Source organism: Streptomyces sp. NPDC048461, assembly GCF_055587105.1.
Map to the genome: position 1 here is coordinate 22,462 of NZ_JBVJGW010000012.1, position 25,212 is coordinate 47,673.

Consider the following 25,212-nt stretch of genomic DNA (forward strand, 5'->3'; position numbering starts at 1 on the left):
GGGAGCCGGAATGCCCCGTAGCGGAGGTGCGCGGCTCGTGCCGCCGGGTCCCCCGGCGGCCGGCACCGTCGAGGTAAACGGAGCCGGAGCCCGGTGCCTGCGCGTGCCTGCCTCCCGCTCCCCAGCACGAGAGGCACCCGCCCCCATGATCGTCCGCCGCAGCGCCGCCGCGCTCGCCGCCTCCGCCGTGCTCTGCGTGGGTGCCGCCCCCGCAGCCCTCGCCGACACCGCGCCGCCCGCCTCCCCGTCCGCGCCCCCGGTGATCCCCTCCGGCCTGTACGGCAAGAACGACCCGACGTACGACGGCGTGTGGCGGCAGTCCTTCGCCCTGCTCGCCCAGCACACGGTGGGCGTCAAGCCCGCCGGGCAGGCCGTCGACTGGCTGGTCGGCCAGAGCTGCGCGAACGGCGCCTACGCCTCCTTCCGCGCCGACCCGTCCGTGGCGTGCGACGACAAGACGATGTACGACACCAACGCCGCCGCCGCGGCCGTGCAGGCCCTGAAGGCCGTCGGCGGCCAGGACGCCGCGGTCGCCAAGACCGTGGGCTGGCTGAAGTCCGTGCAGAACGAGGACGGCGGCTGGGCGTACGTCCCGGGCTCCCCGAGCGAGGCCAACTCCACCGCCCTGGTGATCAGCGCGCTCGCGGTCGCCGGCGAGAAGCCGGCGGAGCTCCGGTCCAAGGCCGGCAAGTCGGCGTACGAGGGCCTGCTCTCCTTCCAGCTCGGCTGCGCCGCCGAACCGGCCGCCGACCGGGGCGCGTTCGCCTACCAGCCGGTCGACGGCAAGCTCCTCGCCAACCCCGACGCGACGGCCGCCGCGACGCTCGCCGGCCTCGGCAAGGGCGCGGCCGTGCCGCAGTCGACCACGGACACCCCGGCGGCCCCGCTGGTCTGCCCGGCGGCCTCCGCCGACCCGGCCGCCGCCGCCCAGGGCGCGGCCGGCCACCTCGCGGAAGCCCTCAAGAAGGACGGCCACCTCACGGCCCTGACCCCGGGCGCGGACCAGCCGACGGCCGACATCGGCAACACCGCCGACGCGGTGATCGCCCTGGCTGCGGCCGGACACGAGCAGTCGGCGGCGGGCGCCCTGGAGTGGCTCAAGGCCAACTCGGCTCCCTGGGCCAAGGGCAGCCCCGCGGCCCTCGGCACGCTCATCCTGGCCGCGCACGCCACGGGCACCGACCCGAAGTCCTTCGGCGGCGCCGACCTCGTCGCCCAGCTGAACGCCACCGGCCCGGCCCCGCAGGGCGCGGACACCGAGGCCACGAAGGTGGACAGCGGCAAGGACGGCGACTCGGGCAGCGCGAACGTCTGGTGGATCGTCGGCGCGGGCGCCGCGGCCGGCATGGGCATCGGCATCCTGCTGAGCGGCCGCCGGAAGAAGAACCAGCTCTGATGCGCCGCCGTCCGCCGCTGCACCCGGCCGGCCCCGAAGGGCACCGCACCCGGCGCCCCCGTCCGGGCCGGGCCACCGCCCGGCGCGGTCCGGCCGCCCGGGTCCTGGCCTTCGCCCTGGCCCTCGGTACGGTCCTGTCCGTCCTGGCCGCCGGTCCGGCGCTGGCGGCGGGCTACCGCTACTGGTCCTTCTGGGACGGCGCGGACGGTACGGGCGGCTCCGGCGGCGCGGGCGGCCGGTGGACGTACGCCACCCAGGGCCCCTCGATGGCCCGCCCGGCGGACGGCTCCGTCCAGGGCTTCCGCTTCGCGGTGAGCAAGGACGCCGGGGACGAGGCGGCGCAGCCGCGGACCCCGGCCGACTTCGCCGCGGTGTGCGGGGCCACCGCCCCGGCGGAGGGCCGCAAGCGCGTCGCCCTCGTCGTCGACTTCGGCGTCCCCGCGGACGCCCCGTCCGGCGAGGCCCCGCCCCAGGACGCGCCGCGCACGGCCTGCGCGCAGGTGGCGCCGGACGCGACCACGGCCGAGGCGCTCGCCGCGGTCGCCAAACCGCTGCGCTACAACGGCGCGGCCCTGCTGTGCGCCATCTCCGGCTACCCGAAGCAGGGCTGCGGGGAGCCGATGGAGGACGCCCCGGCGGCCACCGGCTCCCCGGCCGCGGCGCCCTCGTCCACGGCGTCCCCGGGCGGCGGCGGTCCCTCGGCGGGCCTGCTGGCCGGCGTCGCCGCGGTGGCGGCCCTGGCGGCGGCGGGCATCTGGCAGTCCCGGCGCCGGGGCCGATGACCCCGCCCGCACCCCGGACGAACCGTTTCCCCGGCCCACGGGCCGCGGCGGCGGACCGCGAGGTTCCGTACGGCCGCCGCGGCGCCCGGGAGCCGGCCGACCCCGCGCCGGTGGCCCCGTACGAGCGCCGCAGGCCCTGGCAGCCGCCGCTGGCGACCCGGGGCAACGCCCTGCACGCGGGCGCGTGGTGGCTCTGGGCCCTGGGCCTGGCCACCGCCGCCTCCCGCACCACCAACCCGCTCGTCCTCGGCCTGATCGTGGGCGTGGCCGGCTACGTCGTCGCGGCCCGCCGCACCTCCGCGCCCTGGGCCCGCTCCTACGGGGCGTTCCTCAAGCTCGGCCTGTTCGTCATCGGCCTGCGCCTCCTCTTCTCCATGCTGCTCGGCTCCCCCATCCCCGGCTCGCACACCCTGTTCACGCTCCCCGAGGTCCCGCTGCCCGCCTGGGCGCAGGGGATCCGGTTCGGCGGCAGGGTCACCGCCGAGCAGCTGGTCTTCGCCTTCTACGACGGGGCCAAGCTCGCCACCCTCCTCGTCTGCGTGGGCGCCGCGAACGCGCTCGCCAACCCGGCCCGGCTGCTGAAGTCCCTCCCGGCCGCCCTGTACGAGGCCGGGGTCGCCGTCGTCGTCGCCATGACCTTCGCGCCGAACATGGTGGCCGACGTCGTCCGGCTGCGGACCGCCCGCCGGCTGCGCGGCCGCCCCACCGGCGGGGTCAAGGCCGTCCTCCAGATCGGCCTGCCGGTGCTGGAGGGCGCCCTGGAGCGCTCCGTCGCCACCGCCGCCTCGATGGACGCCCGCGGGTACGGCCGCACGGCCGACGTCCCGCCCGCCGTCCGGCACACCACCAACGTCCTCACCCTCGGCGGCCTGCTCGGCATGTGCGCGGGCACGTACGGGCTGCTGGCCGCGCAGGGGGCCGCGTACGGGCTCCCCGTGCTCGGCATCGGCCTGGTCCTGGCCCTCGCGGGCCTGCGGCTCGGCGGGCGCCGCTCGGTGCGCACCCGCTACCGCCCCGACCGGTGGGGTGCGCGCGCCTGGCTGGTCGCCGGATCGGGGGCGGCCGTCGCCGCCCTCCTCGTCCGCACGGGCACCCTGGACCCCGAGGGCCTGCACCCCGGTGTGGTCCCGCTGGTCGCGCCCGCCCTGCCGCTCTGGCCGGCGGCCGCGGTCCTGATCGGCCTGCTGCCCGCCTTCGTGGCACCCGTACCGCCCAAGGAGGCTTCGCAGTGATCCGCTTCGAGCAGGTCTCGGTCACCTACGAGGGCGCGGACGCCCCCTCCCTCCGGGGCGTCGACCTGGTGGTCCCCGAGGGCGAGCTGACGCTCCTCGTGGGGCCCTCCGGCGTCGGCAAGTCCACCCTGCTGGGGACGGTGTCCGGGCTCGTCCCGCACTTCACCGGCGGGAGGCTGAGCGGCCGGGTGACGGTCGCGGGCCGCGACACGCGCACGCACAAGCCGCGCGAGCTGGCGGACGTGGTCGGCACGGTGGGCCAGGACCCCCTCGCGCACTTCGTGACGGACGTCGTGGAGGACGAGCTCGCGTACGGGATGGAGTCCCTGGGCCTGGCTCCCGCGGTGATGCGGCGCCGGGTGGAGGAGACCCTCGACCTCCTCGGCCTGAACGAGCTGCGCGACCGGCCCATCGCCACCCTCTCGGGCGGCCAGCAGCAGCGGGTGGCGATCGGGTCGGTCCTGACCCCGCACCCGGAGGTACTGGTGCTGGACGAGCCGACGTCCGCCCTGGACCCTGCGGCCGCCGAGGAGGTCCTGGCCGTGCTCCAGCGGCTGGTGCACGACCTCGGCACCACCGTCCTGATGGCGGAGCACCGGCTGGAGCGGGTGGTGCAGTACGCCGACCGGGTGCTGCTCCTGCCCGCCCCGGGGGCGGCCCCCGTCCTCGGTACCCCGGCCGAGGTCATGGCCGTCTCGCCCGTCCACCCGCCGGTGGTCTCCCTGGGCCGCCTGGCGGGGTGGTCCCCGCTCCCCCTGTCGGTCCGCGACGCCCGCCGCCGGGCCGCCCCCCTCCGCACCCGCCTGTCCCAAACCCCGCCGCCGACGGCGACGGCCCATCCAGCCCCGCCGACCCCTCCAGCCCAGCCGACCCATCCAGCCCCGCTGACCCGTGCAGCCCCGCCCGCCCGCACGCCCGGCCCGGCCCCCACTCGATCCGGCCCTCCCGACGCACGGCAGCCGGCCCATCCAGCCCCGCCGGCGTTTGAGGCGCGGGGGTCCGGGGGCGGAGCCCCCGACAGCGGAGCCCCCGGGCTGCTCGCGCGCCTGCTCCGGCGAACCGGCCCGCCCACCGAAGCCCCCGGCACGGGAGCCGCACCGGCCGATGTCGGCAACCTCACCGTCCGCCGCGGCCGCACGGAGGTCCTGCACGGCATCGACCTCACCGTGGCCCCCGGCGAGGTCATCGCCCTCATGGGCCGCAACGGCGCCGGCAAGTCCACCCTCCTGTCCGCCCTCGTCGGCACCCTCGCCCCCGCCTCCGGTTCCGTCACCGTCGGCGGCCGCACCCCCCACCGCACCCCGCCGCCGGAGATGGTCCGGCGCGTGGGCCTCGTACCGCAGGAGCCCCGCGACCTCCTGTACGCCGACACCGTCGCGGGCGAGTGCGCCGCCGCGGACTCCGACGCCGGCGCGGCCCCCGGCACCTGCCGGGACCTGGTCACCGCCCTGCTCCCGGACGTCGCCGACGGCACGCACCCCCGGGACCTGTCCGAGGGCCAGCGCCTGGCCCTCGCCCTGGCCCTGGTGCTGACCGGCCGCCCCGCGCTGCTGCTCCTCGACGAGCCCACCCGCGGTCTGGACTACGCCGCCAAGGCCCGCCTGATCGACATCCTGCGGACCCTGGCGGCGCAGGGCCACGCCATCGTCCTGGCCACCCACGACGTGGAGCTGGCCGCCGAGCTGGTGCACCGGGTGGTGATCCTGGCCGGCGGCGAGATCGTCGCCGACGGGCCGACCGCCGAGGTCGTCGTGTCCTCCCCGGCCTTCGCCCCCCAGGTGGCCAAGATCCTGGCGCCGGGCCACTGGCTCACGGCGGCCCAGGTGGCCCGGGCGCTGGCCGCCGACGGCTCCCCCGCCCGCGACCCCCTCGAACCGGCGGAGGCCCCGTGACCCGCCACCCCGCGAGCCGCGCCGCGAGCCCCGCCGCCGGCAGCACCGCCGCTGGCAGCACCGCCGACCTCGTACCCGGTCGCACCGCGAGCCGTCCCGTCCGGATCGGCCCGCGCGCCGCGGCCGCCCTCGTCCTGGTCACCCTCATCGGCATCGCCGCCTTCGGCTGGCCGCTCCTCGCCGACCGGCAGTCCGGCCTCGCGCACTCGCAGGACGCCCCGTGGCTGTTCGCCGCGCTGCTGCCCCTGCTGGTCGCCGTGGTCGTCGCGACCATCGCGGACAACGGCATGGACGCCAAGGCGGTGGCGATGCTCGGCGTCCTCGCGGCCGTCGGGGCGGCGCTGAGACCGCTGGGCGCGGGGACCGCCGGCCTGGAGCCCATGTTCTTCCTGATGGTGCTCAGCGGTCGTGTCCTCGGTCCGGGCTTCGGGTTCGTCCTCGGCTCGGTGACCATGTTCGCGTCCGCGCTGCTGACCGGCGGGGTGGGTCCGTGGATGCCGTTCCAGATGCTGGCCCTGGGCTGGTTCTCGCTGGGCGCGGGGCTGCTGCCGGGCCCGGAGCGCATCCGGGGCCGGGCGGAGCTGCTGATGCTGGCGGCGTACGGCTTCGTGGGCTCGTTCGCGTACGGCACGATCATGAATCTGCAGGGCTGGGTGATCCTGCAGGGCATGGGCCAGGGCATCTCCTTCCACCCCGGGGACCCGGTGGGGGCGAACCTGACGCGCTTCGTCGCGTACTGCCTGGCGACCTCGCTGGGCTGGGACCTGGGCCGGGCCGCGCTGACCGTCGTACTGACGCTGACGCTGGGGGCCACGCTGCTGAAGGCGCTGCGGCGGGCGACCCGCAAAGCGGCGTTCGATGCGCCAATTTCCTTCGATTCGGGGGTTTAGTCCGTTTTCGACCACCCCCCTGAAAGGGGTACGAGTGGCCACCGAGCGTGAGATTCGGGGCCCTCACCGGTGACCCGCCCCACAGGACCCACGTCACATACGAACCGGATTAGTAGCCCTTAATGGTCCTTTATCACCCCCTCCGAACCGCCCCCCACCTGCACGGACGATGATCGGGGCACAGGGGGGCCGATCCTCACCGACTGCGAGGTCCGCTAGTAAGTGCGGTCGTTGCCAGGGGGTCGGGGCGTCTGTAGAACTGGATGAGTCGCAAGGCGGACCGGGTGGTTCACCCCCCGCCGACGAACCCCTCTCCACCGCGTGAGTGGCTCACGCATGTCTCCGGCATGCATGCGGCAGATCCTGTCCCCTGTGAAAGGCTTTCCGTGTCCCGCACCGTCATCCGCCGCATCGCCGCTTCCAAGAAGACCCTCGTGGGCTCCGCCCTCGCCCTGGGCGTCGCCGGTTCGATGCTCGCCACCATCCCCGCGCAGGCCGCCCCGATGAACGCCAAGGCGATCGCGCAGCAGATGATCAAGGACCCCGCCCAGTTCGCGGCGTTCAACAACATCGTGTCCCGCGAGAGCGGCTGGAACCACACCGCCACGAACTCGTCCTCGGGCGCCTACGGCCTGGTCCAGGCCCTGCCGGCCTCGAAGATGTCCTCCGCGGGCTCCGACTGGAAGACCAACCCGGCCACCCAGATCAAGTGGGGTCTGGACTACATGAACTCCCGCTACGGCAGCCCCGTCGGCGCCTGGAACTTCTGGCAGTCGCACCACTGGTACTAAGCCGACCCGGCTTGGCATCCCCGTGGCAGCAGACACCGAAACAGCATCACCAGCACCACCCGTCCCTGCTCCCGCACCAGCGGTAGAAGCAGGAGTGAACGCGGAAGAACCAGCAGCACGAGCAGAACCACGCACAGCACGAGCAGCCGTACGAACAGCACGAACCGTGCAGGCAGCGCGAGCGACACGAGCCGCGCGAGCAGCACGCATGCGAAGGCCCCGACGGCCGACCTCCCCAGGTCCGGCCACCGGGGCCTTCGTCTTCCCATCCCACTGGGTTCAGCGCGCGCCCGCGGGGGTCACAGGCGCTGAATGATCGTGCCGGTCGCCAGCGCGCCTCCCGCGCACATGGTGATCAGCGCGAACTCCTTGTCGCGGCGCTCCAGCTCGTGCAGCGCCGTCGTGATCAGCCGGGCTCCGGTGGCGCCGACGGGGTGGCCGAGCGCGATGCCGCCGCCGTTGACGTTGACCTTCTCCAGGTCCTGGTCGAAGACCCGGGCCCAGCTGAGGACCACCGAGGCGAAGGCCTCGTTGATCTCCACGAGGTCGATGTCCTTCAGCGACATCCCCGCCTTGCCAAGCACCGCGCGCGTCGCGTCGATCGGCCCGTCGAGGTGGAAGTGCGGGTCGGACCCGACGAGCGTCTGCGCCACGATCCGCGCGCGCGGCCGCAGCTTGAGGGCGCGGGCCATCTTGCGCGAGGCCCACATCACGGCGGCGGCCCCGTCGGATATCTGCGAGGAGTTCCCGGCCGTGTGCACGGCGGTCGGCATGACCGGCTTGAGCCGGGCCAGCGCCTCCATGCTGGTGTCCCGCAGCCCCTCGTCCCGGTCGACCAGCCGCCACATGCCCTGCCCGGCCGCCTGCTCCTCCTCGGTCGTCGGCACCTGCACGGCGAACGTCTCGCGCTTGAAGCGCTCCTCCGCCCAGGCCGCCGCGGCGCGCTCCTGGGAGAGCACCCCCAGCCGGTCCACGTCCTCGCGGCTCAGACCGCGGTGGCGGGCGATCCGCTCGGCGGCCTCGAACTGGTTGGGGAGGTCGACGTTCCACTCGTCCGGGAAGGGCTTGCCCGGGCCGTGCTTGGATCCCGATCCCAGCGGCACCCGGCTCATGGCCTCGACGCCGCAGGCGATGCCGATGTCCATGACGCCGCCGGAGATCATGTTGGCGACCATGTGGTTGGCCTGCTGCGAGCTGCCGCACTGACAGTCCACGGTGGTCGCGGCGGTCTCGTACGGGAGCCCCATGGCGAGCCAGGCGTTGCGGGCCGGGTTCATCGACTGCTCGCCGGCGTGGGTGACGGTGCCGCCGACGATCTGCTCGACGCAGTCGGGCTGGATTCCGGTCCGGGCCAGGAGTTCGCGGTAGGTCTCGCCGAGCAGGTAGGCGGGATGGAGGTTGGCGAGCGCGCCCCCGCGCTTGCCGATGGGGGTGCGTACGGCTTCGACGATGACGGGTTCCGCGGCCATGAGCTCGTCCTCTCCTGCACAGCGCCAGCGCGGCGGGCCGTCCCGGCGCCCCGCCCGAACTAGTACGCGTTCTAGTTCTCCCCGCAGTCTTATGACTAGGAGCCCCGCCACGCAAGGGTCTTGCACGCGGCCTGCACGGATTCCACACGCAACAGTTGGCGCGCCGACCCTTGTCACTTCTAGAACTCGTTACTACCTTCGAGCCAACTTCTGATGGGCCGTCAGACTTTGGAGTCGCCCGATGTCCTGCCCCGCGCTGCCCGAAGGCTTCGACGCCACCGACCCCGACCTGCTCCAAAGCCGTGTCCCGCTCCCGGAGTTCGCCCAGTTGAGGCAGACGGCTCCGGTGTGGTGGTGTCCGCAGCGGCGGGGGATCACCGGCTTCGACGACGAGGGCTACTGGGTCGTGACGCGGCACGCGGACGTCAAGTACGTGTCCACGCACCCCGAGCTGTACTCCTCGACCACCAACACGGCGATCATCCGCTTCAACGAGCACATCCCGCGTGATGCCATTGATGCCCAGCGACTGATCATGCTGAACATGGATCCGCCGGAACACACCCGCGTACGCCAGATCGTGCAGCGCGGCTTCACCCCGCGGGCCGTCCGCGGCCTGGAGGAAGCCCTGCGCGACCGCGCCCGGAAGATCGTCGAGGAGGCCGTGGCCGCGTCGGCCGACGGCAGCTTCGACTTCGTCACCCAGGTCGCGTGCGAGCTGCCGCTCCAGGCCATCGCCGAGCTGATCGGCGTACCGCAGGAGGACCGCTCGCGGATCTTCGACTGGTCGAACAAGATGATCGCCTACGACGACCCCGAGTACGCGATCACCGAAGAGGTCGGCGCCAACGCTGCCATGGAGCTCATCGGCTACGCCATGAACCTGTCCGCCGCCCGCAAGGAGTGCCCGGCCAAGGACATCGTCACGCAGCTGGTCGCCGCCGAGGGCCAGGGCAACCTGGGCTCCGACGAGTTCGGCTTCTTCGTGCTGCTGCTGGCCGTCGCGGGCAACGAGACCACGCGCAACGCCATCAGCCACGGCATGCACGCCTTCCTGACCCACCCCGAGCAGTGGGAGCTGTACAAGGCCACCCGCCCCTCGACCACGGCGGAGGAAATCGTGCGCTGGGCCACGCCGGTGGTGTCCTTCCAGCGCACCGCCACCCAAGACACCGAGCTGGGCGGCCAGAAGATCAAGGCGGGCGACCGGGTGGGGATGTTCTACTCCTCCGCCAACCACGACCCCGAGGTCTTCCGGAACCCGGAGCTCTTCGACATCACCCGCGACCCGAACCCGCACCTCGGTTTCGGCGGCGGCGGCCCGCACTTCTGCCTCGGCAAGTCCCTGGCCGTCATGGAGATCGACCTGATCTTCAACGCCCTGGCCGACGCCCTCCCGGACCTCCGCCTGACCGGCGAAGACCCGCGCCGCCTGCGCGCGGCCTGGCTGAACGGCATCAAGGAACTACGCGTAACCCGCACCTGACCCCCACCGGCTCCCACACGGCCGGAACCCCATCCACCCCGGCCGGCACCCCATCCAGCCTCGCCGGCGTTTGAGGCGCGGGGTCCGGGGCGGAGCCCCGAATCCGGAGCCCCCGCACCCCCCGGAGCCCCGGCCCGGACGCCCCCACCAAGCCCCGCCGGCGTTTGAGGCGCGGGGGTCCGGGGGGCAGCGCCCCCGGGAACGCCCCCGCCTCAGCGCCGCCGCGCAGCGACCGGCACCCCCACGCCCGACTCCGCGTCCGACCCCGCGTCCGATTCCACGCCCGACGGCGCACCCGACTCCCCCTCCGCCGCCCCGCGAGGCTTCGGCAGGGACACGCCCCCCGCCGAGGCGACGGCCCCGCGCGGCCCGGACAGCACGTACACGAGCCCGAATCCGGCGGCCACCACGGCCGCCCCGCCCACCGCGTCCAGCACCCAGTGGTTCGCGGTGGCGACGATCGCGCACACCGTGATCAGCGGGTGCAGCGCACCCAGCAGCTTCTGCCAGCCCTTCGGGGCCAGCACCACGATCACGATGCCGCACCACAGCGACCACCCGAAGTGCAGCGAGGGCATCGCCGCGTACTGGTTGGAGATCGCGGTCATGGCCCCGTACGACGGGTTGGCCAGGTCCTGGGGCCCGTGCACCGTGTCGATGAAACCGAGCGCGGGCATCAGCCGCGGCGGCGCGAGGGGGTACAGCCAGAAGCCGGCGAGCGCGAGCACGGTCGCCAGGCCCAGGGAGGCCCGCGCCCACCGGTAGTCGCCGGGCCGGCGCCAGTACAGCACGCCGAGGATCGCCAGCGGGACCACGAAGTGGAAGGACGTGTAGTAGAAGTTGAAGAACGCCTCCAGCCAGGGGGTGTTCACCACGGCGTGGTTCACGGCGTGCTCGATGTCGATGCCGAGCGCCTTCTCGATCCCGTGGATCTGGTCGGCGTTGCCCTCGGCGAGCGAGCGGCTGGTGGGGGCGGCGGCGCGGATGTGCGAGTACAGCGAGTACCCGACCCGTATCAGCAGCAGCTCCAGCAGCAGGTTCGGGCGGGACAGCACCCGCCGCCAGAACGGCAGCAGCGGCACCCACGCCCACCGGGCTGCCGCCGGACGCCCGTACGCGGTCGGTACGGGGGCGCCCCAGTGCGGCGCCGACCGCGGCAGGAACGGTACGGCGCAGGCCGCGGCCAGCGCGGCGAGCAGCAGCACGTTGTCGCGTACGGGGGCCAGGGCGGCCAGGTTCGGCAGCAGCACGTCGCTCGGCAGGGTCAGCGCGAGGACCACGGCGACCGGCCACACGGGCCGGTCCGCCGCACGCGTGCCGACCTTGCCGGCAACGGCGAGCAGCACCCACAGCAACTGGTGGCGCCAGCCGACCGGGGACACGGCGACGGCCGCGCAGCCGGTGATGGCGACCGCGAGCAGCAGTTGCCCGTCGCGGGCGTAGCGGACGGCGCGGCGCAGGCCGATCCACACGATGGCGGCGGCGAGGACCGCGTACAGCGCGATCTCGACCGGCCCGGTGAGCCCGAGGCGCAGCAGCGCACCGTGCACGGACTGGTTGGCGAGGCCGTCGGGGGCGCCGCCGAGGCCGGTCCCGGCCAGGTGCTGGGACCAGTACGTCCACGAGTCGCGCGGCAGGGCCGCCCAGGACAGCGCGGTGGCGCCGGCGAAGGCCGCGGCGGCGGTGCGCGCGGCGGGCCGGCGCCCCGAGAACCACAGCAGCGCGGCGAAGAGCAGCAGCGCGGGCTGGAGGGCGGCGGCGAGCCCGATCAGGAGACCGGCGGGCCGTTCGGCGGGCACCCGGAAGACGGCCAGCAGCACCAGCAGGACCGGCAGGACGGCGGTCTGGCCGGGCGAGGCGGCCTCCCGGACCGGCAGCGAGACCATCAGCAGCGCGGTCAGGACCGGCGCGGCCAGCAGCGCGGTGCGCCGCGGCACGGGGTCGGGCAGGCCGCGCGCGGCGACGAGCCCGATGGCGGCGACGCACAGGAGCGTCACGCAGGTCCAGGCGACCTCCAGCGACGGTGCGGCGAAGCCGGTCAGCGGTTTGAGGACCAGCCCGGCAAAGGGGGTGCCGGTGAACTGGCCGGCACCGGCCTCGTAGAGGGAGCCGGGCGGGCTGCCGGGGAGGTGGAAGCCGCTCAGCCAGTCTCCAGGCGGCACGCGCAGCACCGCGGCGGCCTGTCTGACGGCGAGCGCGCCCGCCAGCGCCCACAGCAGGAGGCGCACCGCCCCGAGTCCGCCGCCACCGCCTATGTCCCCGGCATGTCCGTTCGCACCACTGTGCTCCGCCGCGTTCGCCACGCCTCGCCGGCCTCCCGCCCTGTTGACCGCAACCCCGACTTCGCCTGGCTGCCGCGCTTCATACCGCGTGTGATTACCGGGACGACGATATCTCCCGCGCGATGCCCCGGACGGCCCCCTCGAACAACCCGAAGATCAACGGGCCGCCGCGGGCCCGCCCGGAGGCCCCCCGGGCGACTCTCCCGAACTGCGGGAACGTCCTTCACGCCACCACGACGGACCGGTGTAGGAGACTGCAGGCACGTCGTCAAGGCCGGGTACGACGCCCGGCCCGTATTACCTGAGAGGTGTCTTGTGCCCAGCGTGGTAAAGATCAACGCGCTCACCGTCCCGGCCGAGCAGCGGGAGGTGCTGGAGAAGCGCTTCGCCTCCCGGGCGGGCACCGTGGAGAACTCGGACGGCTTCGAGTGGTTCGAGCTGCTGCGCCCGGTGGAGGGCACCGACCAGTACCTCGTCTACACCCGGTGGCGTTCGGAGGAGGACTTCCAGGCGTGGATGGAGGGGCCGATGAAGGCCGCTCACCAGGGCGGGGGCGGCGGCGAGGGCGGCGGCGAGCGTCCGAAGCCGGCGGCCTCGGGTTCGTCGGTGTGGTCGTTCGAGGTCGTGCAGCAGGCGGCGCCGAAGAAGGCCTGACAGCGGGCACGCGCCGGGTCGGGTACGCGCGGCGGGGGCGGGCCGGGGCTGCTTCGACCGCGGGGGCGGTCCGGGGCCGCTTCGATCGCGGGGGCGGTCCGGGGCCGTTCCGATCGCGCCCCGGCCCGCGTCGGCCGCCGGACAGGCCCTGCGGGACGGCCCTCAGCTCCAGAAGGCGTCCGACTCGTCGATGTCCTCGGTGCACTCGTCGATGTCGGTGATCTTGTGGCCGATGACGGTGAAGAAGAGGCCGCCGCGGATCTCGATGCCGCGGTCCCCCCGGTCGGCGCGGGACGTGTGGAACGACATCACGTGTCCGCGGCCGTCGGCGAGGACCGTTTCCAGGTGGAGACTGAGCGTGCCGTTCGTCTCCTGCCCGAGCCGCCGGTAGAGGTCGAGGACGGCTTCCCGCCCCTTGTGGTGCCCGGACAGCGGGCTGCTGCCGGGCACGTGGTGGATGACGTCGGCCGTCATCAGCGTGCTCAGCGTCTCCATGTCGCCCTTGCCGAACGCCTCGTAACCGCGGCGGACCAGGGCACAGTCCGGATGCTCCGACATGACGGTTCACACCCTCCACGTGCACGGATGGTCTTTTTCCTATCATCGGTCCGAGGCTGTGGATATTCCACGCGGGAGTTCGGGCGCGAACTCCACAATGACCCCATGAACACATACAGCGAACAGCGCGAACAGAGCGCGAGGGCCCTGCCGCCCGCCACGGGCACGGTCCGCACCGGTGGCACGGGCACGGACGGCGGGGGCCCTCCCCGGTCCGGGGCGTGGACCGTGGTGCCCGAGCACGTCACCGCCCCGGACGCCGTCCTCCTGCGGCGCGCGTACTACGCGGAGGTCGCCGGCCGGTACTGGAACCGCCCGGTCACCGAGGCGGAGGTCGACGAGGGACTCGTGGAGTTCCCGGACGACGCGCTGGTACCGCCGACGGGCCGGTTCGTCGTCGGCCGGTGGGACGGCGAGCCCCTGGCCTGCGGCGGGATACGCCGGCTCGACCCCGCCACGGCCGAGCTCACCAAGGTGTACGTCGACCCCCGCGCCCGCGGAACCGGAGGCGGCGCGGCCCTGCTCGGGGCCCTGGAGGCACAGGCGCGCGAGATGGGCGTCGAGCGCGTCCGGCTGGACACCCGGTCGGACCTCGTGGAAGCCCGGGCGTTGTACGCGCGGCACGGGTACGCGGAAATACCGGCGTACAACTCCGGCCCGTACGCGGAGCACTGGTTCGAGAAGACCCTGCGGCCGGCACCGTCCGCCTGACGGCGGGGCCGGGCCGGACTGCGGCCGGGCCGGACTGCGCTGGGGCCGGGGCCGGGGTCGGGGCCGGGCGGGGGGCTAGGGCGCGGCGTGGTCGCGCCGCGGGGCGGCGTCGTAGGGCTCCTCGGCGTCGGAACCGCAGAGTTCCGTATTGATCTCCCGGACCAGGGCGATCAGGTCGGTCGGGCGGTTCGGGCCCCACCAGTCGCCGAGGAGTTCGGCGAGGGAGTCCTCCCGGGCGGCGGACAGTCTGGCCGCGCTCTCACGCCCGGCGTCGGTCAGGACCAGCGGCAGCCCGTCCCGAACGGCAAGGCCGCGCCCCTCGATCTGGCGGGCGGCGTCCGTGATGACCTTCAGCGGCACGTTCGTGCGTTCGGCGAGCTCGGCGGGGTCGGCGTAGCCGTACTTCTTGATCCGCAGCAGCAGCCAGCTCGCGGCGGGCAGCAGGTCGTAGCCGGCCTTCTCGGTGATCTTCTCGTACACGTGCCGTCGGCCCTCGCGGGTGCCGAGCACCGACAGCGCGCGGGCGACCTCGTCGCGGGATGAGCGCTGGACCGGATTGGAGGCGAGGGTCTCCGTCACGTCGGGCGCGGTGACCGAACCGCGGAGCGTGTCCTCCTTGAGGAACCAGGCGACGACGAAGGCGATGAGGACGATCGGCACCGCGTAGAGGAAGACGTCGGTGATGGCGGTGGAGTAGGCGTCGAGCACGCGCGTCTGCAGGTCGGCGGGCAGCTCGGCGACGGAACGGGGGTCGGCCTCCAGCTGGGCGGGCCCGACGCCGGGCGGCAGCGTGACGCCCTCGAAGGCGGTGGCGAGTTGGTCGTCGAGGCGGTTGGTGAAGACCGTGCCGAAGATCGCGACGCCGAAGGAGGCGCCGATGGAGCGGAAGAAGGTGGCACCTGAGGTGGCGACGCCGAGGTCGGCGTAGCTGACGGCGTTCTGCACCACCAGGACGAGCACCTGCATGACCAGGCCGAGTCCGGCACCGAAGACGAAGAAGTAGACGCTCATCTCCCAGGTGGAGGTGGTGCGGTGCAGCTGGTGCAGCAGGAGGAGACCGACGGCGGTGACGGCGGTTCCGGCGATCGGGAAGACCTTCCACCGGCCGGTGCGGCTGACGACCTGACCGGACGCGGTCGAGGAGATCAGCATGCCGATCACCATCGGCAGCATGTGGACACCGGACATGGTCGGTGACACGCCCTGGACGACCTGGAGGAAGGTCGGCAGGTAGACCATCGCGCCGAACATCGCGAAGCCGATGACGAAGCTGATCACCGAGCAGAGGGTGAAGGTGCGGACGCGGAACAGCCCGAGCGGCAGGACGGGTTCGGCGGCCTTGCGCTCCACCAGGACGAAGACGAGGAGGAGGACGGCGCCGAGGACGGCGAGACCGACGATCCGGGGGGAGCCCCAGCCCCAGGTGCCGCCGAGGGAGGCGACGAGCACGAGGCAGGTGGCGACGCAGGCGATGAGGAAGGTGCCGAGGTAGTCGATGGTGTGCTTCGAGGAGCGGGCCGGGATGTGCAGGGAGGCGGCGATGACGAGGAGCGCGACGAGACCGATGGGGAGGTTGATGTAGAAGACCCAGCGCCAGGACAGGTGGTCCACGAAGAGGCCGCCCAACAGCGGGCCCAGCACGCTGGTCGCACCGAAGACACCGCCGAAGAGGCCCTGGTACTTGCCTCGTTCGCGGGGCGGGACGATGTCGCCGACGATCGCCATCGACAACACCATCAGCCCGCCGCCGCCCAGGCCCTGCAGGGCGCGGAACCCGATGAGCTGGGGCATGTTCTGGGCGATGCCGCACAGGGCCGAACCGATCAGGAAGAGGACGATGGCGTACTGGAAGAGCTTCTTGCGGCCGTACTGGTCACCGAGCTTTCCCCAGAGCGGGGTGGCCGCGGTGGAGGCGAGCATGTAGGCGGTGACGACCCAGGACAGGTGGGCCATGCCGCCGAGGTCGCTGACGATGGTCGGCAGGGCGGTGGAGACGATGGTCTGGTCGAGCGCGGCGATCAGCAGGCCCAGCAGCAGTGCGCCGATCGAGACGAGCACCTCGCGGGAGGCGTGCTCGGCGGCGGGGCCGGACTTCTGCGGGCCGGAACCGGAGTCCGCGGCCTCCTTGGTCACATCCTGCGCCATCGATTCCTCCTCAGGCCGGATCAACATCTCCATCCTGAGCGGTGTGTCCGGTTATGGCCTCTCGGGCGGGTTGGGAGGGCCTTGACGGGTCTGCATAATCGCAGGCAATGGCCAGGGAGGGATTCCAGTGAGCGGTAAACACTGTCCGGACTGCGGCGCGTCCGGCGCCGGATGCGGGTGTGCGCCGAGTGCGGGTTTCGACCCCATGCGCATCCGTCCGTACGTGACGTTGTCCGACCCCGGTGTACCGGACGCCCCGGAGTCCGCGCCGTCCGTACCGCGCGTGGTGACCCCGGCTCCGCAGCCACCGGTGTCGCCGGGACCGCCGATATCACGTGGGGTGGCTCAGGCGTCACCGAACGGCACCCCGGCCTACGGCACCCCGGCGTACGGCACACCGGCGTACGGCACACCCGTACCGCCGTCGCACCCGACGTGGCCGACGGGCCCGGAAGCCGCCACGGCTGCGGGTGCCGGGCCGGGCCCGAGCTCCGCGCCGGCTGCGGGCGCCGGGGCGGGACGAGTGCCGGGTGCGGGCCCGGCTGCGGGCCGGGGGGCGACCCCTGGGCCCGGGCCTGGCTCGACGCCGGGGTCGGCCGACACGGTGCAGCTGCAGGCCGTACCGCCGGGCGGCTCTCCCGCGCCCGACGACCCGCGGGGCGGAGCGTCCGGCGTCGAGCACGCGTACGGGTACGAGTTCGGGGCGGGGGGTGGGGGCGGGGGCGGGGACCCGGAGAAGCGCACCGGCTCCGTTCCCCGGCGGCTCCTGCCGCTCCTGCTCGGCGCCGCCGCCGTGGTCGCCCTCGGCGGCACGGCCATGGCGCTGTGGACGATGCCCGACTCCTCGGGCGACGAGGTGACACTGCTCGACGCCAAACCCTCGGCGCCCGTGGTGAGCGTCGCCCCGGCCGACCCCTCCCCGACCCCGTCCGCCTCGGCGTCCGGTCCGTCGCCCTCGGCCTCGCGCTCCCCGTCGCCGAGCGCCTCCCGGTCGGCGTCGCCGTCCGCCTCGCCGAGCCCGTCCCGGTCGGCGTCCCCGTCCGCCTCCGCGAGCCCGTCGCCGAGCGCGAGCCGCTCCCCCAGCCCCAAGCCTTCGACGCCCGCGCAGGGCCCGACCCTGCGGTACGGGGATTCGGGTGCGGCCGTGGAGAAGCTGCAGCGGCTCCTGGCGGACCAGGGCCTGTACCGCGGCAAGATCAACGGCCGGTTCGACGAGCGGGTGGAGCGGGCGGTGTCGACGTTCCAGTTCGAGAACGGCATCGACGACGAGGAGTGGGGCGTCTACGGCCCCGTGACCCGCCGCGCCCTGGAGGGCTAGGACGACGCGGCGTCGGCCACGGCCGGGCCCTGGAGGGCGACCCCCTGGAGGGCGGCCCTGGAGGGCCGGACCGGAAGGGACAGGGGTCACACCCCGCTCGGTGGCGCGAACCGCTCCGCGTTTTGTATCGTGTAGGAACAAAGTGGTTCCGCCCTCACTCCCTGACCGGTGGGCGGAACCACTTGTTCTCTTTTCCCGCCCGTCTGGAGCCCCGCCGATGCCGGCCAGCACCACCACCACCGCACCCGTCGTCCTCAGCGCCAAGGCCCTGCTCCTGGACATGGACGGCACCATCGTCAACTCCGACGCGGTGGTCGAACGCTGCTGGCGCGACTGGGCCGTCTCCCACGGCCTGGACCCGCAGGAAGCGCTCAAGGTGGTCCACGGCCGCCAGGGGTACGCCACCATGGCCGTCCTGCTCCCGGACCGCCCGATGGAGGTCAACCGCGCCGAGAACGCGGTGATGCTCGCCCGCGAGACCGCCGACACCGACGGCGTGGTCCCCGTCGCGGGCGCCCCCGAGTTCATGGCCTCGCTCGACGGCCTGGCGCACGCCCTGGTCACCTCCGCCGACGCGGCCCTGGCCACGGCGCGGATGACCGCCGCCGCCCTGCCGATGCCCGACGTACGGGTCACGGCCGAGTCCGTCGAGTCCAGCAAGCCCCACCCCGAGGGCTTCCTCAAGGGCGCGGCCGCCCTGGGCGTGGACCCGGCCGACTGCATCGTCTTCGAAGACTCCGCCGCGGGCATCGCCGCCGGTCAGGCGGCGGGCATGCGCGTGATCGGCGTGGGCCCGCGCGCAGGCGCGCACGCCCCCACGGTCCACGTCCCCGACCTGACCGCCCTGCGCGTCACGTCGGCCCCGGACGGCTCGATCCACGTGACGGTGTCCGGGGCGTAAGCCGGAGCCGCACACTCGCCCGCCCCGTTTCCGCAGCACGACGTCAGCCGCCCACCGCCCGGTGGGCGGCTGACGTCGTTCCGTGCACACCTCACGGGAGGCCGGCGCGGGCCACCCTGCCGGGGCGGACGTCCGGCCCTCAGAGCCGGCCGGTCCGGTCGGGCACCTGCCGCGCGTCAGACCGCACACACCCCGCCACAGGCACGACACCCATCGCGGGCCTCGCCGTCCCGAGCGGGACCGCCCCGGTTGACGTACACATCGCCGCCGAACCGACCACCAAGATCGCGCCTCGGTCGCGGCACGCACTCAACTCCCACTCCCGGACGATCACCCCGCGTCGGCGACGGGCGGGTGGACAGGACGCCCGCGTGCGCTGACCGCGGACACCCCCGACCAGCGGCTCGCCAGCGACGCCGGGGCAGCGGGCCTCGAACTCGGCCTCCTGGCGACGGAACGCACGCCGCCCCACCTGGCCGGCCAGGGACTGGCACGGCTCGCCGCGGACCCCAAGCACCGGCTCCACGCCGCCCCTCCGGTCCGAGGGCCCGGCAACCCGGCGGCCGGTCGGGCAACCTGCCACGGATCCACGACCGCGCGCACCCACCACGGCCATGACCGCCCGGTCCGATCGCCGACGGCGCCGCACTCACCCGGCCCCGCTCGCAGACCTCGGTCGTCCCGCGCGGGCGGGCGCGCTCGGACAGCGTGCGGACCACCACCGAAGCGATCCCCGAGCTCCCGGTTCTACCGCGGCACACGCCGGGCTTCCGCACCGCAGCAATCGCTCTCGACACGCCCTCCACCCCGCCGAACTCCCCGACGGCCGGGCGTCGTCGGCCCGACACTCCGCGCCCCGCGGTCACACGCCAAGCCCGCACCCCGTACGCCTGAGAGCCCGGCATCGCCGGCACAGCGGGCCTGCACCACTCCCCGGCACGCCGCCGCCACACCCCCTTCCTAGCGGGCGCAGCCACACCGCTCACCGGCCCCGACGGCACAACGCCCGCTCGACCGGGACACCGCGCCCCCACCCCCCGCAGACCGCGCCACGGGCGACGCCGCCCGGCGCTCCCCGCGGCACCCCGGCCCGCGCGGCAGGCGCACCGAAGAACCGCCAACGACTGCGGAATCTCAACTTCCGTTTAAATGAGGGGCCTTGGACGCCTTGATGTGACGTGCTCATGTCGTCAGGCTGTCACCTGGCGCCCACCCGAGCGAAACCCGGCGCCGCAAGCATGGCCACGCCCCGCCGGGGCCGTACGGCCACACCCCCCGCATCCAGGGAGCCCTCATGGCACTCACCTCCGTTGTCTACGCGCGTCGAATCGGCGTGCTCGCCTCGGCCGCCGCTCTCGCCGCCCTGACGTCCCTCGTCAGCGCGCCCGCCGCCCAGGCCGCCCCGCCCACCCCCATCAGCGCCGCGGCCGCCCGCTCCTACCTCGCGACGGTCACGCCCAAGGCCGAGGGCTCCACCAGCGGCTACAGCCGCGACCTCTTCCCGCACTGGAGCACCGTCTCGGGCAGCTGCAACACCCGCGAGACCGTCCTCAAGCGGGACGGGGTCAACGTCGTCCAGGACTCCGCCTGCGCCGCCGTGAGCGGGAGCTGGTACTCCGAGTACGACGGCGCCACCTGGACCGCGGCCTCCGACATCGACATCGACCACATGGTTCCGCTCGCCGAGGCCTGGCGCTCCGGTGCCAACGCCTGGACCACGTCGAAGCGCCAGCAGTTCGCCAACGACCTGACCCGCCCGCAGCTCATAGCCGTCACCGACAACGTCAACCAGGCCAAGGGCGACCTCGACCCCGGCAAGTGGCTGCCCTCGCGCACCGCCTACCGCTGTACGTACGCGCGGATGTGGGTCCAGGTGAAGCAGCACTACGCGCTGAGCATGGATTCCGGCGAGAAGACCGCCCTGGGCAACGTCCTCAGCGGCTGCTGACACCCGCCCGGACCGGCCCCTCCGGCCGATCTATCCCCCGCCAGGGGGAGGCGTGGCCGCCCCTCCCCGTCGTACCGTGATCACAGGGGATCGGGGACACGGAGGAGGGGGAGTCGCATGGCCGGACTGCGTCTGGGGCCACTGCTGCGCTACGTCGACTGGGACACGGGCGGTTCGGCCACGATATGGGTCGAGGCCGACCGCCCGTGCACGGCCGAGGTGCGGTGCGCCGACGGGGCGTCCGGCCGTGCGCGCACCTTTCAGGTGGCGGGCCACCACTACGCGTTGGTGCCGGTCACCGGCCTGACGCCGGGGGCCACCACGGCGTACGAGGTACTGCTCGACGGGGCCCGGGTGTGGCCGCTCGCCGACAGCTCCTTCCCGCCGAGCACGATCAGCACTCCTGCGGTGGCCGGCTCCGGCCGGACCGCGCCGGGGCCCGGGCTGCGCGTCACGTTCGGCTCCTGCAGACAGGCCGCGCCGCCTGCCGGAGGGCTGCGCGGGCCGCACGGCGCGGACGCGCTCGACACCCTGGCGGCGCGGCTGGCCGCCGACCCCGAGGCGGTGCGCCCGGACGTCCTGCTGCTGCTGGGCGACCAGGTGTACGCGGATGCGCTGTCGCGCGAGACCCGGGCCTGGATCGCGGCCCGGCGGGACCTTCGGGAGGCCCCCGGCGCCCAGGTCGCGGACTACGAGGAGTACACCCGGCTCTACTACGAGTCCTGGCTGGACCCGGAGATCCGCTGGCTCCTGTCGACCGTGCCGAGCCTGCACATATTCGACGACCACGACGTGATCGACGACTGGAACACGAGCGAGGCGTGGGTCGCGGAGATGCGGGCCACCCCGTGGTGGCGGGAGCGGGTGCTCAGCGGGCTGATGTCGTACTGGGTGCACCAGCACCTGGGCAACCTCTCCCCCGCCGAGCTCGCGGAGGACGGGTTGTATGCCGAGATCTGCGCCACCCCGGACGGTACGGAGCCGCTGCGCGCCTTCGCGGCCAGGGCGGACACCGATCCGGCGACGGTCCGCTGGAGCTACCGGCGGGACTTCGGGCGGACCAGGCTGCTGATGGTGGACACCCGGGCGGCGCGGGTCCTGGCGGAGGACGCGCGGGCGATGCTCGATCCGACCGAGCAGCAGTGGCTGCGGGACAACGCACTGGCGGGGCACGGGGCGTACGACCACCTGCTGATCGGCTCCTCGCTGCCGTGGCTGATGCCGCCGCTGATCCACGACGCCGAGACGTGGAACGCCGCGCTGTGCCGGGGTGCCCGGGGTCCGCGGTGGGCGCGGATCGGGGAGAACCTGCGGCGCCGCAGCGATCTGGAGCACTGGCCGGCGTTCCCGGCCTCGTTCGCGGCGCTGACGGACCTGATCGAGGAGGTGGGGACGGGGCCGCGGGCGCCGGCGACGGTGTGCGTGCTGTCGGGCGACAACCTTCTACAGCGCATAGGTTGACGCTAGGCTCCGCCTATGCCGATCGCCCCGCAGTACCTGCACCTCGTCCACCAGGGGCCGTTCCCCTGCTACCTCTACGGGCGCAGCAGCCGCGACCCGAAGAAGCGCGGCAGGTCGGTCGGCGACCAGCTTCACGACGGCCGCGACCTCGCCGACACCTGGCACTGGCCCGTGGTCGAAGAGTTCACGGACACCGGCGTCTCCGCCACCCGCTACGCCCACCGTGCCCGCGACGATTTCGAGGAGATGCTCGTCGGCATCCGGGAGCGGCGCGTCCGCCTCGTTGTTGCCTATGAGGCGAGCAGGTACTACCGAGACCTTGAGGTGTACGTCCGCCTCCGCAACGCCTGCGAAGAGGCAGGGGTCCTGCTCTGCTACAACAACCAGATCTACGACCTGAGCGACCCAACCGACCGCAAGCTCACGGCGCAGGACGCCCTGCAGGCGGAGGTCGAGGGCGACGCGATCCGCACCCGGAACCTGCGTACCGTTCGGCTGAACGCGGCAGCCGGCATGCCGCACGGCCGTCCGCTCGATGGCTACCAGCGGCGCTACGACCCGAAGTCCGGCGATCTGATCGACCAGATCGAGGACCCGACGCAGGGCCCGCTCATCCGTCGGCTGTTCAAGGAGGCCGAGGCTGGCCGGTCGATTCGCGGGATCGTCATCCGATGCAACGACGACGGGCTGACCACGCAGCACGGGGTGCCGCTCACCCGGCAGTTCGTCCTCGGCGTTCTACGGAACCCGGCGTACATGGGTCGCCGTGTCCATCAGGGCCGCGAGACGGGCGACGCGAAGTGGCCCAAGCTCGTTGAGCCTCACGTGTTCGAGGCTGTACAGAATTTCCTGAACGAGGAGGGCCGGACATGGGGGCGCGGGGAGGGGTCTGAGCCGCGGCATCTGCTGTCAGGAATCGCACTGTGCGGCCTGCATCCGGAGCTGGCGCAGACGGGCGGTGAGCCGGTGATGCGCCCGTACCGGAACGGGAAGTCGTGGTCGTACCGCTGTTCACAGCGGACGCACGTCTCGATCAACGAGGACATGCTGCACGCCGCAATCGAGGAGGCCGTCGTGCTGCGGCTGGAGACGCCGCAGTACGCTGCCGCGTTCAGGGCTGTGCCGGACCGGGCCGCGGCGTCGGCAGCCAAGGCTCGGCTGGGCGGGCTGGAGCGGCAGTTGAAGGAGGCGCGGGACATGGCCAGCACCTTCAACGAGCACGGGGAGCCGGCGCTGAGTCTTGGGTCGTTGGCCGCGCTGGAGAAGACGCTGGAACCGCAGATCGAGAAGGCGCGTACGGCGGCGAACTTGCCGCGGGGAGCTCACCCTGCCGTACAGAAGCTGATCGACGCGAAGAACGTGGGCGCGGAGTGGGAGTCGCTGGATCTGGAGCAGCAGCGGACGGTGATCCGGCGGGTGGTGACGGTGCGGGTGCACCGCGCGGCGGGGGCTGGCGCGCGGCGTCTGACTCCGGAGCGGGTGACGTTCTCGTGGTACGGGGAGCCGGGATTTAGGGATGCCGTGCCTCGCGCTCGCGGACGGGCTGAGTAGCCGCGTCGGCAGGGTGGGCGGCGGCCCGGCTGCGGGCGGGCTGCTGCTCGGGGAGGCGGAGAATCTTCGCCTCGGTGGTGGTGGTCGACGCCTTGCGGAGCCCGGCAAGGAAGTACTGGACGCCGCTCTCCATGCTCTCAACGATGAGAGCTTCGCGCTGCGCCTCGAACTTCTCCTCGAAGGCTGCCTTCGCTGCGGCCAGGTCGTGCTGGTTCGCTACGCGTTCAGCCTCAAGGTCGCGTACCCGCCGCCGGTGCTCCTCCGCTTGGGCTGCTCCGAGAGCCACATAGCGGGTGCGCTCGTCGCGGGCTTCCTGTCGTGCGTCCTTGAGGCGTCGACACTCATCTTCGAGGCGCCGGCGTTCGATGGTGTCTTCGACGTTCCAGGCGCGGGTCTTGGCGAGGTGCATCATGGCTGCGGCCCCGAGCCCAACGAGGCCGCCGCCGATCGCGGCGGGGGTACTGCTGTCTGCGATTCCGTAGGCGACGATGCCGGCTGAGAAAGTCATGACTGCACCCGACATTGCGGCTGCCGCTCGGGCCCGGGCTGTGGTTCCTGTCTGATCCATCCGTACCCCCGTTATGCGTGTGCTGTCGCGCCCCCGCCGTCTTCTTCGGTGGCGCGTTCTGTGCGCTCCGAGCGTTGGAGCCGTTCCACTGCCGCGGCGAACATCTCGCGCCCCACCGCGGTCTGAATGCCCAGCGCATCGGCTGCTTCGTCCAGAGTGATTGAACGCGAGCCTACCCCTGTTGCCCGAGATTGCGCAGGGGTTGACTGCGACTCGGGGGAGAGGATTCCGGCCTCGACAAGTAGGTCCATGACGTCTAGGTCGACGGCTTCGGCGAGGGGCTCGAAGAAGCGCGGGTCTGGTAGGGCCTCCCCCCTGAGTACGCGTCCCATGGTGCTCTCTGAAAGGCCAGCTGCGCGCGCGAGCGCTGCCTTGCCGCCGTGGCCGTCAAGGTCATACCTGCCCGTGGCCCGGGCGGCGCTGGCGATAAGCCTGCCGAACCGCTGTCGAACCGTCTCTTCACTCCGCATGCATGCAAGGTATCTGCCCAGGTAGAGAGATGCAGCACCCTTGCTTGCTAGCAAGGGTGCACGTTTGGCCAGGTAGAAGCATTGCGGCAGCTCGAATCGGCGCTCGAACGCTTGTTCTCCACCGGATCTTTACTTTCCACGCGGGCACCCTGTCTTGCTAGGCAGGGTGCTTTGTGCGTAGAGTCCTGCCTACCGAGGCAGAACCGCCTAGGTAGGCAGACTCAAGGGGGTGACCCATGACCACGTACCGACTCAACACCACGCACCTCAAGGACACGGCCGGCAATCGCGGCGACACCACGCAGTACGCCATCGCGAAGCGCACCGGACTCGCCGAGTCGCACATCTCCAAGCTGATCAACCACCGGGGGAAGCCGCTCGTGGAGACGCTGCTCGTCTTTAAGCGGACGTACGGCGGCAAGGTCGATGACTTCATCGAAGAGATCGCCGCATGACCCGCGCCGAGCGCCTTGCGCACCTTGGCCCGGAGTTCATGGCCTATCTCCACCGCCGCGTGGCTGAGGCCCCCGACCCGGACGACGCGCACCTCGACGAACTGCGCCCGATCCTCACCAGCCCGGCCCGGCGCCGGGCCCCGGCCGCCGAGAACACTCCGGCCGCCGCCTGACCGCATAGGTCGGGGCCGCGCGGACCTGGCCCGGTCCAACTCAGCGGCCCCTCGGCACACCTCACCCACAAGAACGAGA

Annotated in this window: 22 protein-coding genes and 1 pseudogene; 16 read left to right on the forward strand and 7 right to left on the reverse strand. The window is 73.1% G+C overall.

Annotated features, from left to right (window positions below):
• Positions 1 to 145 precede the first annotated feature (145 nt).
• The 6 genes from ACZ6S8_RS21275 (at position 146) to ACZ6S8_RS21300 (ending at position 6,983) form a co-directional block, all read left to right on the forward strand.
• On the forward strand, positions 146 to 1,396 hold the full coding sequence (locus ACZ6S8_RS21275; protein ID WP_469457948.1) for a prenyltransferase/squalene oxidase repeat-containing protein: 1,251 nt from the start codon (positions 146 to 148) through the stop codon (positions 1,394 to 1,396).
• A complete protein-coding gene (locus tag ACZ6S8_RS21280) occupies positions 1,396 to 2,178 on the forward strand; it encodes an SCO2322 family protein (RefSeq protein ID WP_469457950.1) in 783 nt (260 codons plus the stop codon). The genes ACZ6S8_RS21275 and ACZ6S8_RS21280 overlap by 1 nt, the downstream gene beginning before the upstream one ends.
• Positions 2,175 to 3,410 carry an energy-coupling factor transporter transmembrane component T gene (locus ACZ6S8_RS21285; protein WP_469457952.1) on the forward strand — a complete coding sequence of 412 codons (1,236 nt, stop codon included), beginning with the start codon at positions 2,175 to 2,177 and terminating at the stop codon, positions 3,408 to 3,410. The genes ACZ6S8_RS21280 and ACZ6S8_RS21285 overlap by 4 nt, the downstream gene beginning before the upstream one ends.
• Positions 3,407 to 5,302 (forward strand): ABC transporter ATP-binding protein, encoded by a 1,896-nt coding sequence (locus ACZ6S8_RS21290; protein WP_469457954.1) that lies wholly within the window; start codon positions 3,407 to 3,409, stop codon positions 5,300 to 5,302. Before ACZ6S8_RS21285 ends, ACZ6S8_RS21290 begins: the two co-directional genes overlap by 4 nt.
• A 104-nt stretch (positions 5,303 to 5,406) precedes the next feature.
• Entirely contained in the window at positions 5,407 to 6,192 is a 786-nt protein-coding gene (locus ACZ6S8_RS21295; RefSeq protein ID WP_469458379.1) for an ECF transporter S component, read from the forward strand.
• A gap of 386 nt (positions 6,193 to 6,578) precedes the next feature.
• Positions 6,579 to 6,983 carry an aggregation-promoting factor C-terminal-like domain-containing protein gene (locus ACZ6S8_RS21300; RefSeq protein ID WP_469457956.1) on the forward strand — a complete coding sequence of 135 codons (405 nt, stop codon included), beginning with the start codon at positions 6,579 to 6,581 and terminating at the stop codon, positions 6,981 to 6,983.
• Here ACZ6S8_RS21300 and ACZ6S8_RS21305 read toward each other — a convergent pair.
• A complete protein-coding gene (locus ACZ6S8_RS21305) occupies positions 6,980 to 7,189 on the reverse strand; it encodes a hypothetical protein (protein ID WP_469457958.1) in 210 nt (69 codons plus the stop codon). The two genes, ACZ6S8_RS21300 and ACZ6S8_RS21305, sit on opposite strands and share 4 nt — an antisense overlap.
• Before the next feature lie 93 nt (positions 7,190 to 7,282).
• Positions 7,283 to 8,452 carry a steroid 3-ketoacyl-CoA thiolase gene (locus ACZ6S8_RS21310; protein WP_469457960.1) on the reverse strand — a complete coding sequence of 390 codons (1,170 nt, stop codon included), beginning with the start codon at positions 8,450 to 8,452 and terminating at the stop codon, positions 7,283 to 7,285.
• A gap of 241 nt (positions 8,453 to 8,693) precedes the next feature.
• Between ACZ6S8_RS21310 and ACZ6S8_RS21315 the strand changes: the two genes are divergently transcribed.
• On the forward strand, positions 8,694 to 9,938 hold the full coding sequence (locus ACZ6S8_RS21315) for a cytochrome P450 (protein WP_469457962.1): 1,245 nt from the start codon (positions 8,694 to 8,696) through the stop codon (positions 9,936 to 9,938).
• Positions 9,939 to 10,150: 212 nt separating this feature from the next.
• On the opposite strand, the gene ACZ6S8_RS21320 is transcribed toward ACZ6S8_RS21315, so the two are convergent.
• The gene (locus ACZ6S8_RS21320; protein ID WP_469457964.1) at positions 10,151 to 12,241 is read right to left on the reverse strand and encodes a bifunctional glycosyltransferase 87/phosphatase PAP2 family protein; all 2,091 of its coding nucleotides are present in this window, start codon (positions 12,239 to 12,241) and stop codon (positions 10,151 to 10,153) included.
• A 294-nt stretch (positions 12,242 to 12,535) separates the two neighbouring features.
• Between ACZ6S8_RS21320 and ACZ6S8_RS21325 the strand changes: the two genes are divergently transcribed.
• Positions 12,536 to 12,874 (forward strand): antibiotic biosynthesis monooxygenase family protein, encoded by a 339-nt coding sequence (locus ACZ6S8_RS21325; protein ID WP_386524252.1) that lies wholly within the window; start codon positions 12,536 to 12,538, stop codon positions 12,872 to 12,874.
• 162 nt (positions 12,875 to 13,036) lie between these two features.
• Here the strand turns inward: ACZ6S8_RS21325 and ACZ6S8_RS21330 are convergent, their stop codons facing one another.
• Complete coding sequence (locus tag ACZ6S8_RS21330) at positions 13,037 to 13,432, reverse strand: nuclear transport factor 2 family protein (RefSeq protein WP_469457967.1); 396 nt, start codon at positions 13,430 to 13,432, stop codon at positions 13,037 to 13,039.
• Between the two features lie 105 nt (positions 13,433 to 13,537).
• On the opposite strand from ACZ6S8_RS21330, the gene ACZ6S8_RS21335 reads away from it, so the two are divergent.
• The gene (locus ACZ6S8_RS21335) at positions 13,538 to 14,143 is read left to right on the forward strand and encodes a GNAT family N-acetyltransferase (RefSeq protein ID WP_469457969.1); all 606 of its coding nucleotides are present in this window, start codon (positions 13,538 to 13,540) and stop codon (positions 14,141 to 14,143) included.
• A 75-nt stretch (positions 14,144 to 14,218) separates the two neighbouring features.
• Here the strand turns inward: ACZ6S8_RS21335 and ACZ6S8_RS21340 are convergent, their stop codons facing one another.
• On the reverse strand, positions 14,219 to 16,288 hold the full coding sequence (locus ACZ6S8_RS21340) for an MDR family MFS transporter (RefSeq protein ID WP_469457972.1): 2,070 nt from the start codon (positions 16,286 to 16,288) through the stop codon (positions 14,219 to 14,221).
• A 604-nt stretch (positions 16,289 to 16,892) separates the two neighbouring features.
• Between ACZ6S8_RS21340 and ACZ6S8_RS21345 the strand changes: the two genes are divergently transcribed.
• From ACZ6S8_RS21345 to ACZ6S8_RS21365, 5 genes and pseudogenes are all read left to right on the forward strand, one after another.
• Positions 16,893 to 17,606: a peptidoglycan-binding domain-containing protein gene (locus tag ACZ6S8_RS21345; RefSeq protein WP_469457974.1), complete on the forward strand. Its 714-nt coding sequence runs from the start codon at positions 16,893 to 16,895 to the stop codon at positions 17,604 to 17,606.
• A 217-nt stretch (positions 17,607 to 17,823) separates the two neighbouring features.
• On the forward strand, positions 17,824 to 18,507 hold the full coding sequence (locus tag ACZ6S8_RS21350) for an HAD-IA family hydrolase (RefSeq protein ID WP_469457976.1): 684 nt from the start codon (positions 17,824 to 17,826) through the stop codon (positions 18,505 to 18,507).
• Positions 18,508 to 19,801: 1,294 nt separating this feature from the next.
• Positions 19,802 to 20,455 (forward strand): HNH endonuclease family protein, encoded by a 654-nt coding sequence (locus tag ACZ6S8_RS21355; RefSeq protein WP_469457978.1) that lies wholly within the window; start codon positions 19,802 to 19,804, stop codon positions 20,453 to 20,455.
• A 117-nt stretch (positions 20,456 to 20,572) separates the two neighbouring features.
• Positions 20,573 to 21,892 (forward strand): annotated as a pseudogene (locus ACZ6S8_RS21360) (alkaline phosphatase D family protein); the annotation flags it as partial.
• A gap of 39 nt (positions 21,893 to 21,931) precedes the next feature.
• The gene (locus ACZ6S8_RS21365) at positions 21,932 to 23,467 is read left to right on the forward strand and encodes a recombinase family protein (protein ID WP_469457980.1); all 1,536 of its coding nucleotides are present in this window, start codon (positions 21,932 to 21,934) and stop codon (positions 23,465 to 23,467) included.
• On the opposite strand, the gene ACZ6S8_RS21370 is transcribed toward ACZ6S8_RS21365, so the two are convergent.
• Positions 23,427 to 23,975, reverse strand: coding sequence for a hypothetical protein (locus ACZ6S8_RS21370; protein WP_469457982.1), 549 nt, complete (start codon positions 23,973 to 23,975; stop codon positions 23,427 to 23,429). The genes ACZ6S8_RS21365 and ACZ6S8_RS21370 overlap by 41 nt on opposite strands.
• 71 nt (positions 23,976 to 24,046) lie before the next feature.
• Positions 24,047 to 24,505: a helix-turn-helix domain-containing protein gene (locus ACZ6S8_RS21375; protein ID WP_469457984.1), complete on the reverse strand. Its 459-nt coding sequence runs from the start codon at positions 24,503 to 24,505 to the stop codon at positions 24,047 to 24,049.
• Positions 24,506 to 24,741: 236 nt separating this feature from the next.
• Here ACZ6S8_RS21375 and ACZ6S8_RS21380 point away from each other — a divergent pair, with 236 nt between their 5' ends.
• Together ACZ6S8_RS21380 and ACZ6S8_RS21385 are read left to right on the forward strand one after the other, a co-directional pair.
• A complete protein-coding gene (locus ACZ6S8_RS21380) occupies positions 24,742 to 24,960 on the forward strand; it encodes a helix-turn-helix domain-containing protein (protein ID WP_469457986.1) in 219 nt (72 codons plus the stop codon).
• Positions 24,957 to 25,133 (forward strand): hypothetical protein, encoded by a 177-nt coding sequence (locus tag ACZ6S8_RS21385; RefSeq protein ID WP_469457988.1) that lies wholly within the window; start codon positions 24,957 to 24,959, stop codon positions 25,131 to 25,133. The genes ACZ6S8_RS21380 and ACZ6S8_RS21385 overlap by 4 nt, the downstream gene beginning before the upstream one ends.
• Positions 25,134 to 25,212: the final 79 nt, after the last annotated feature.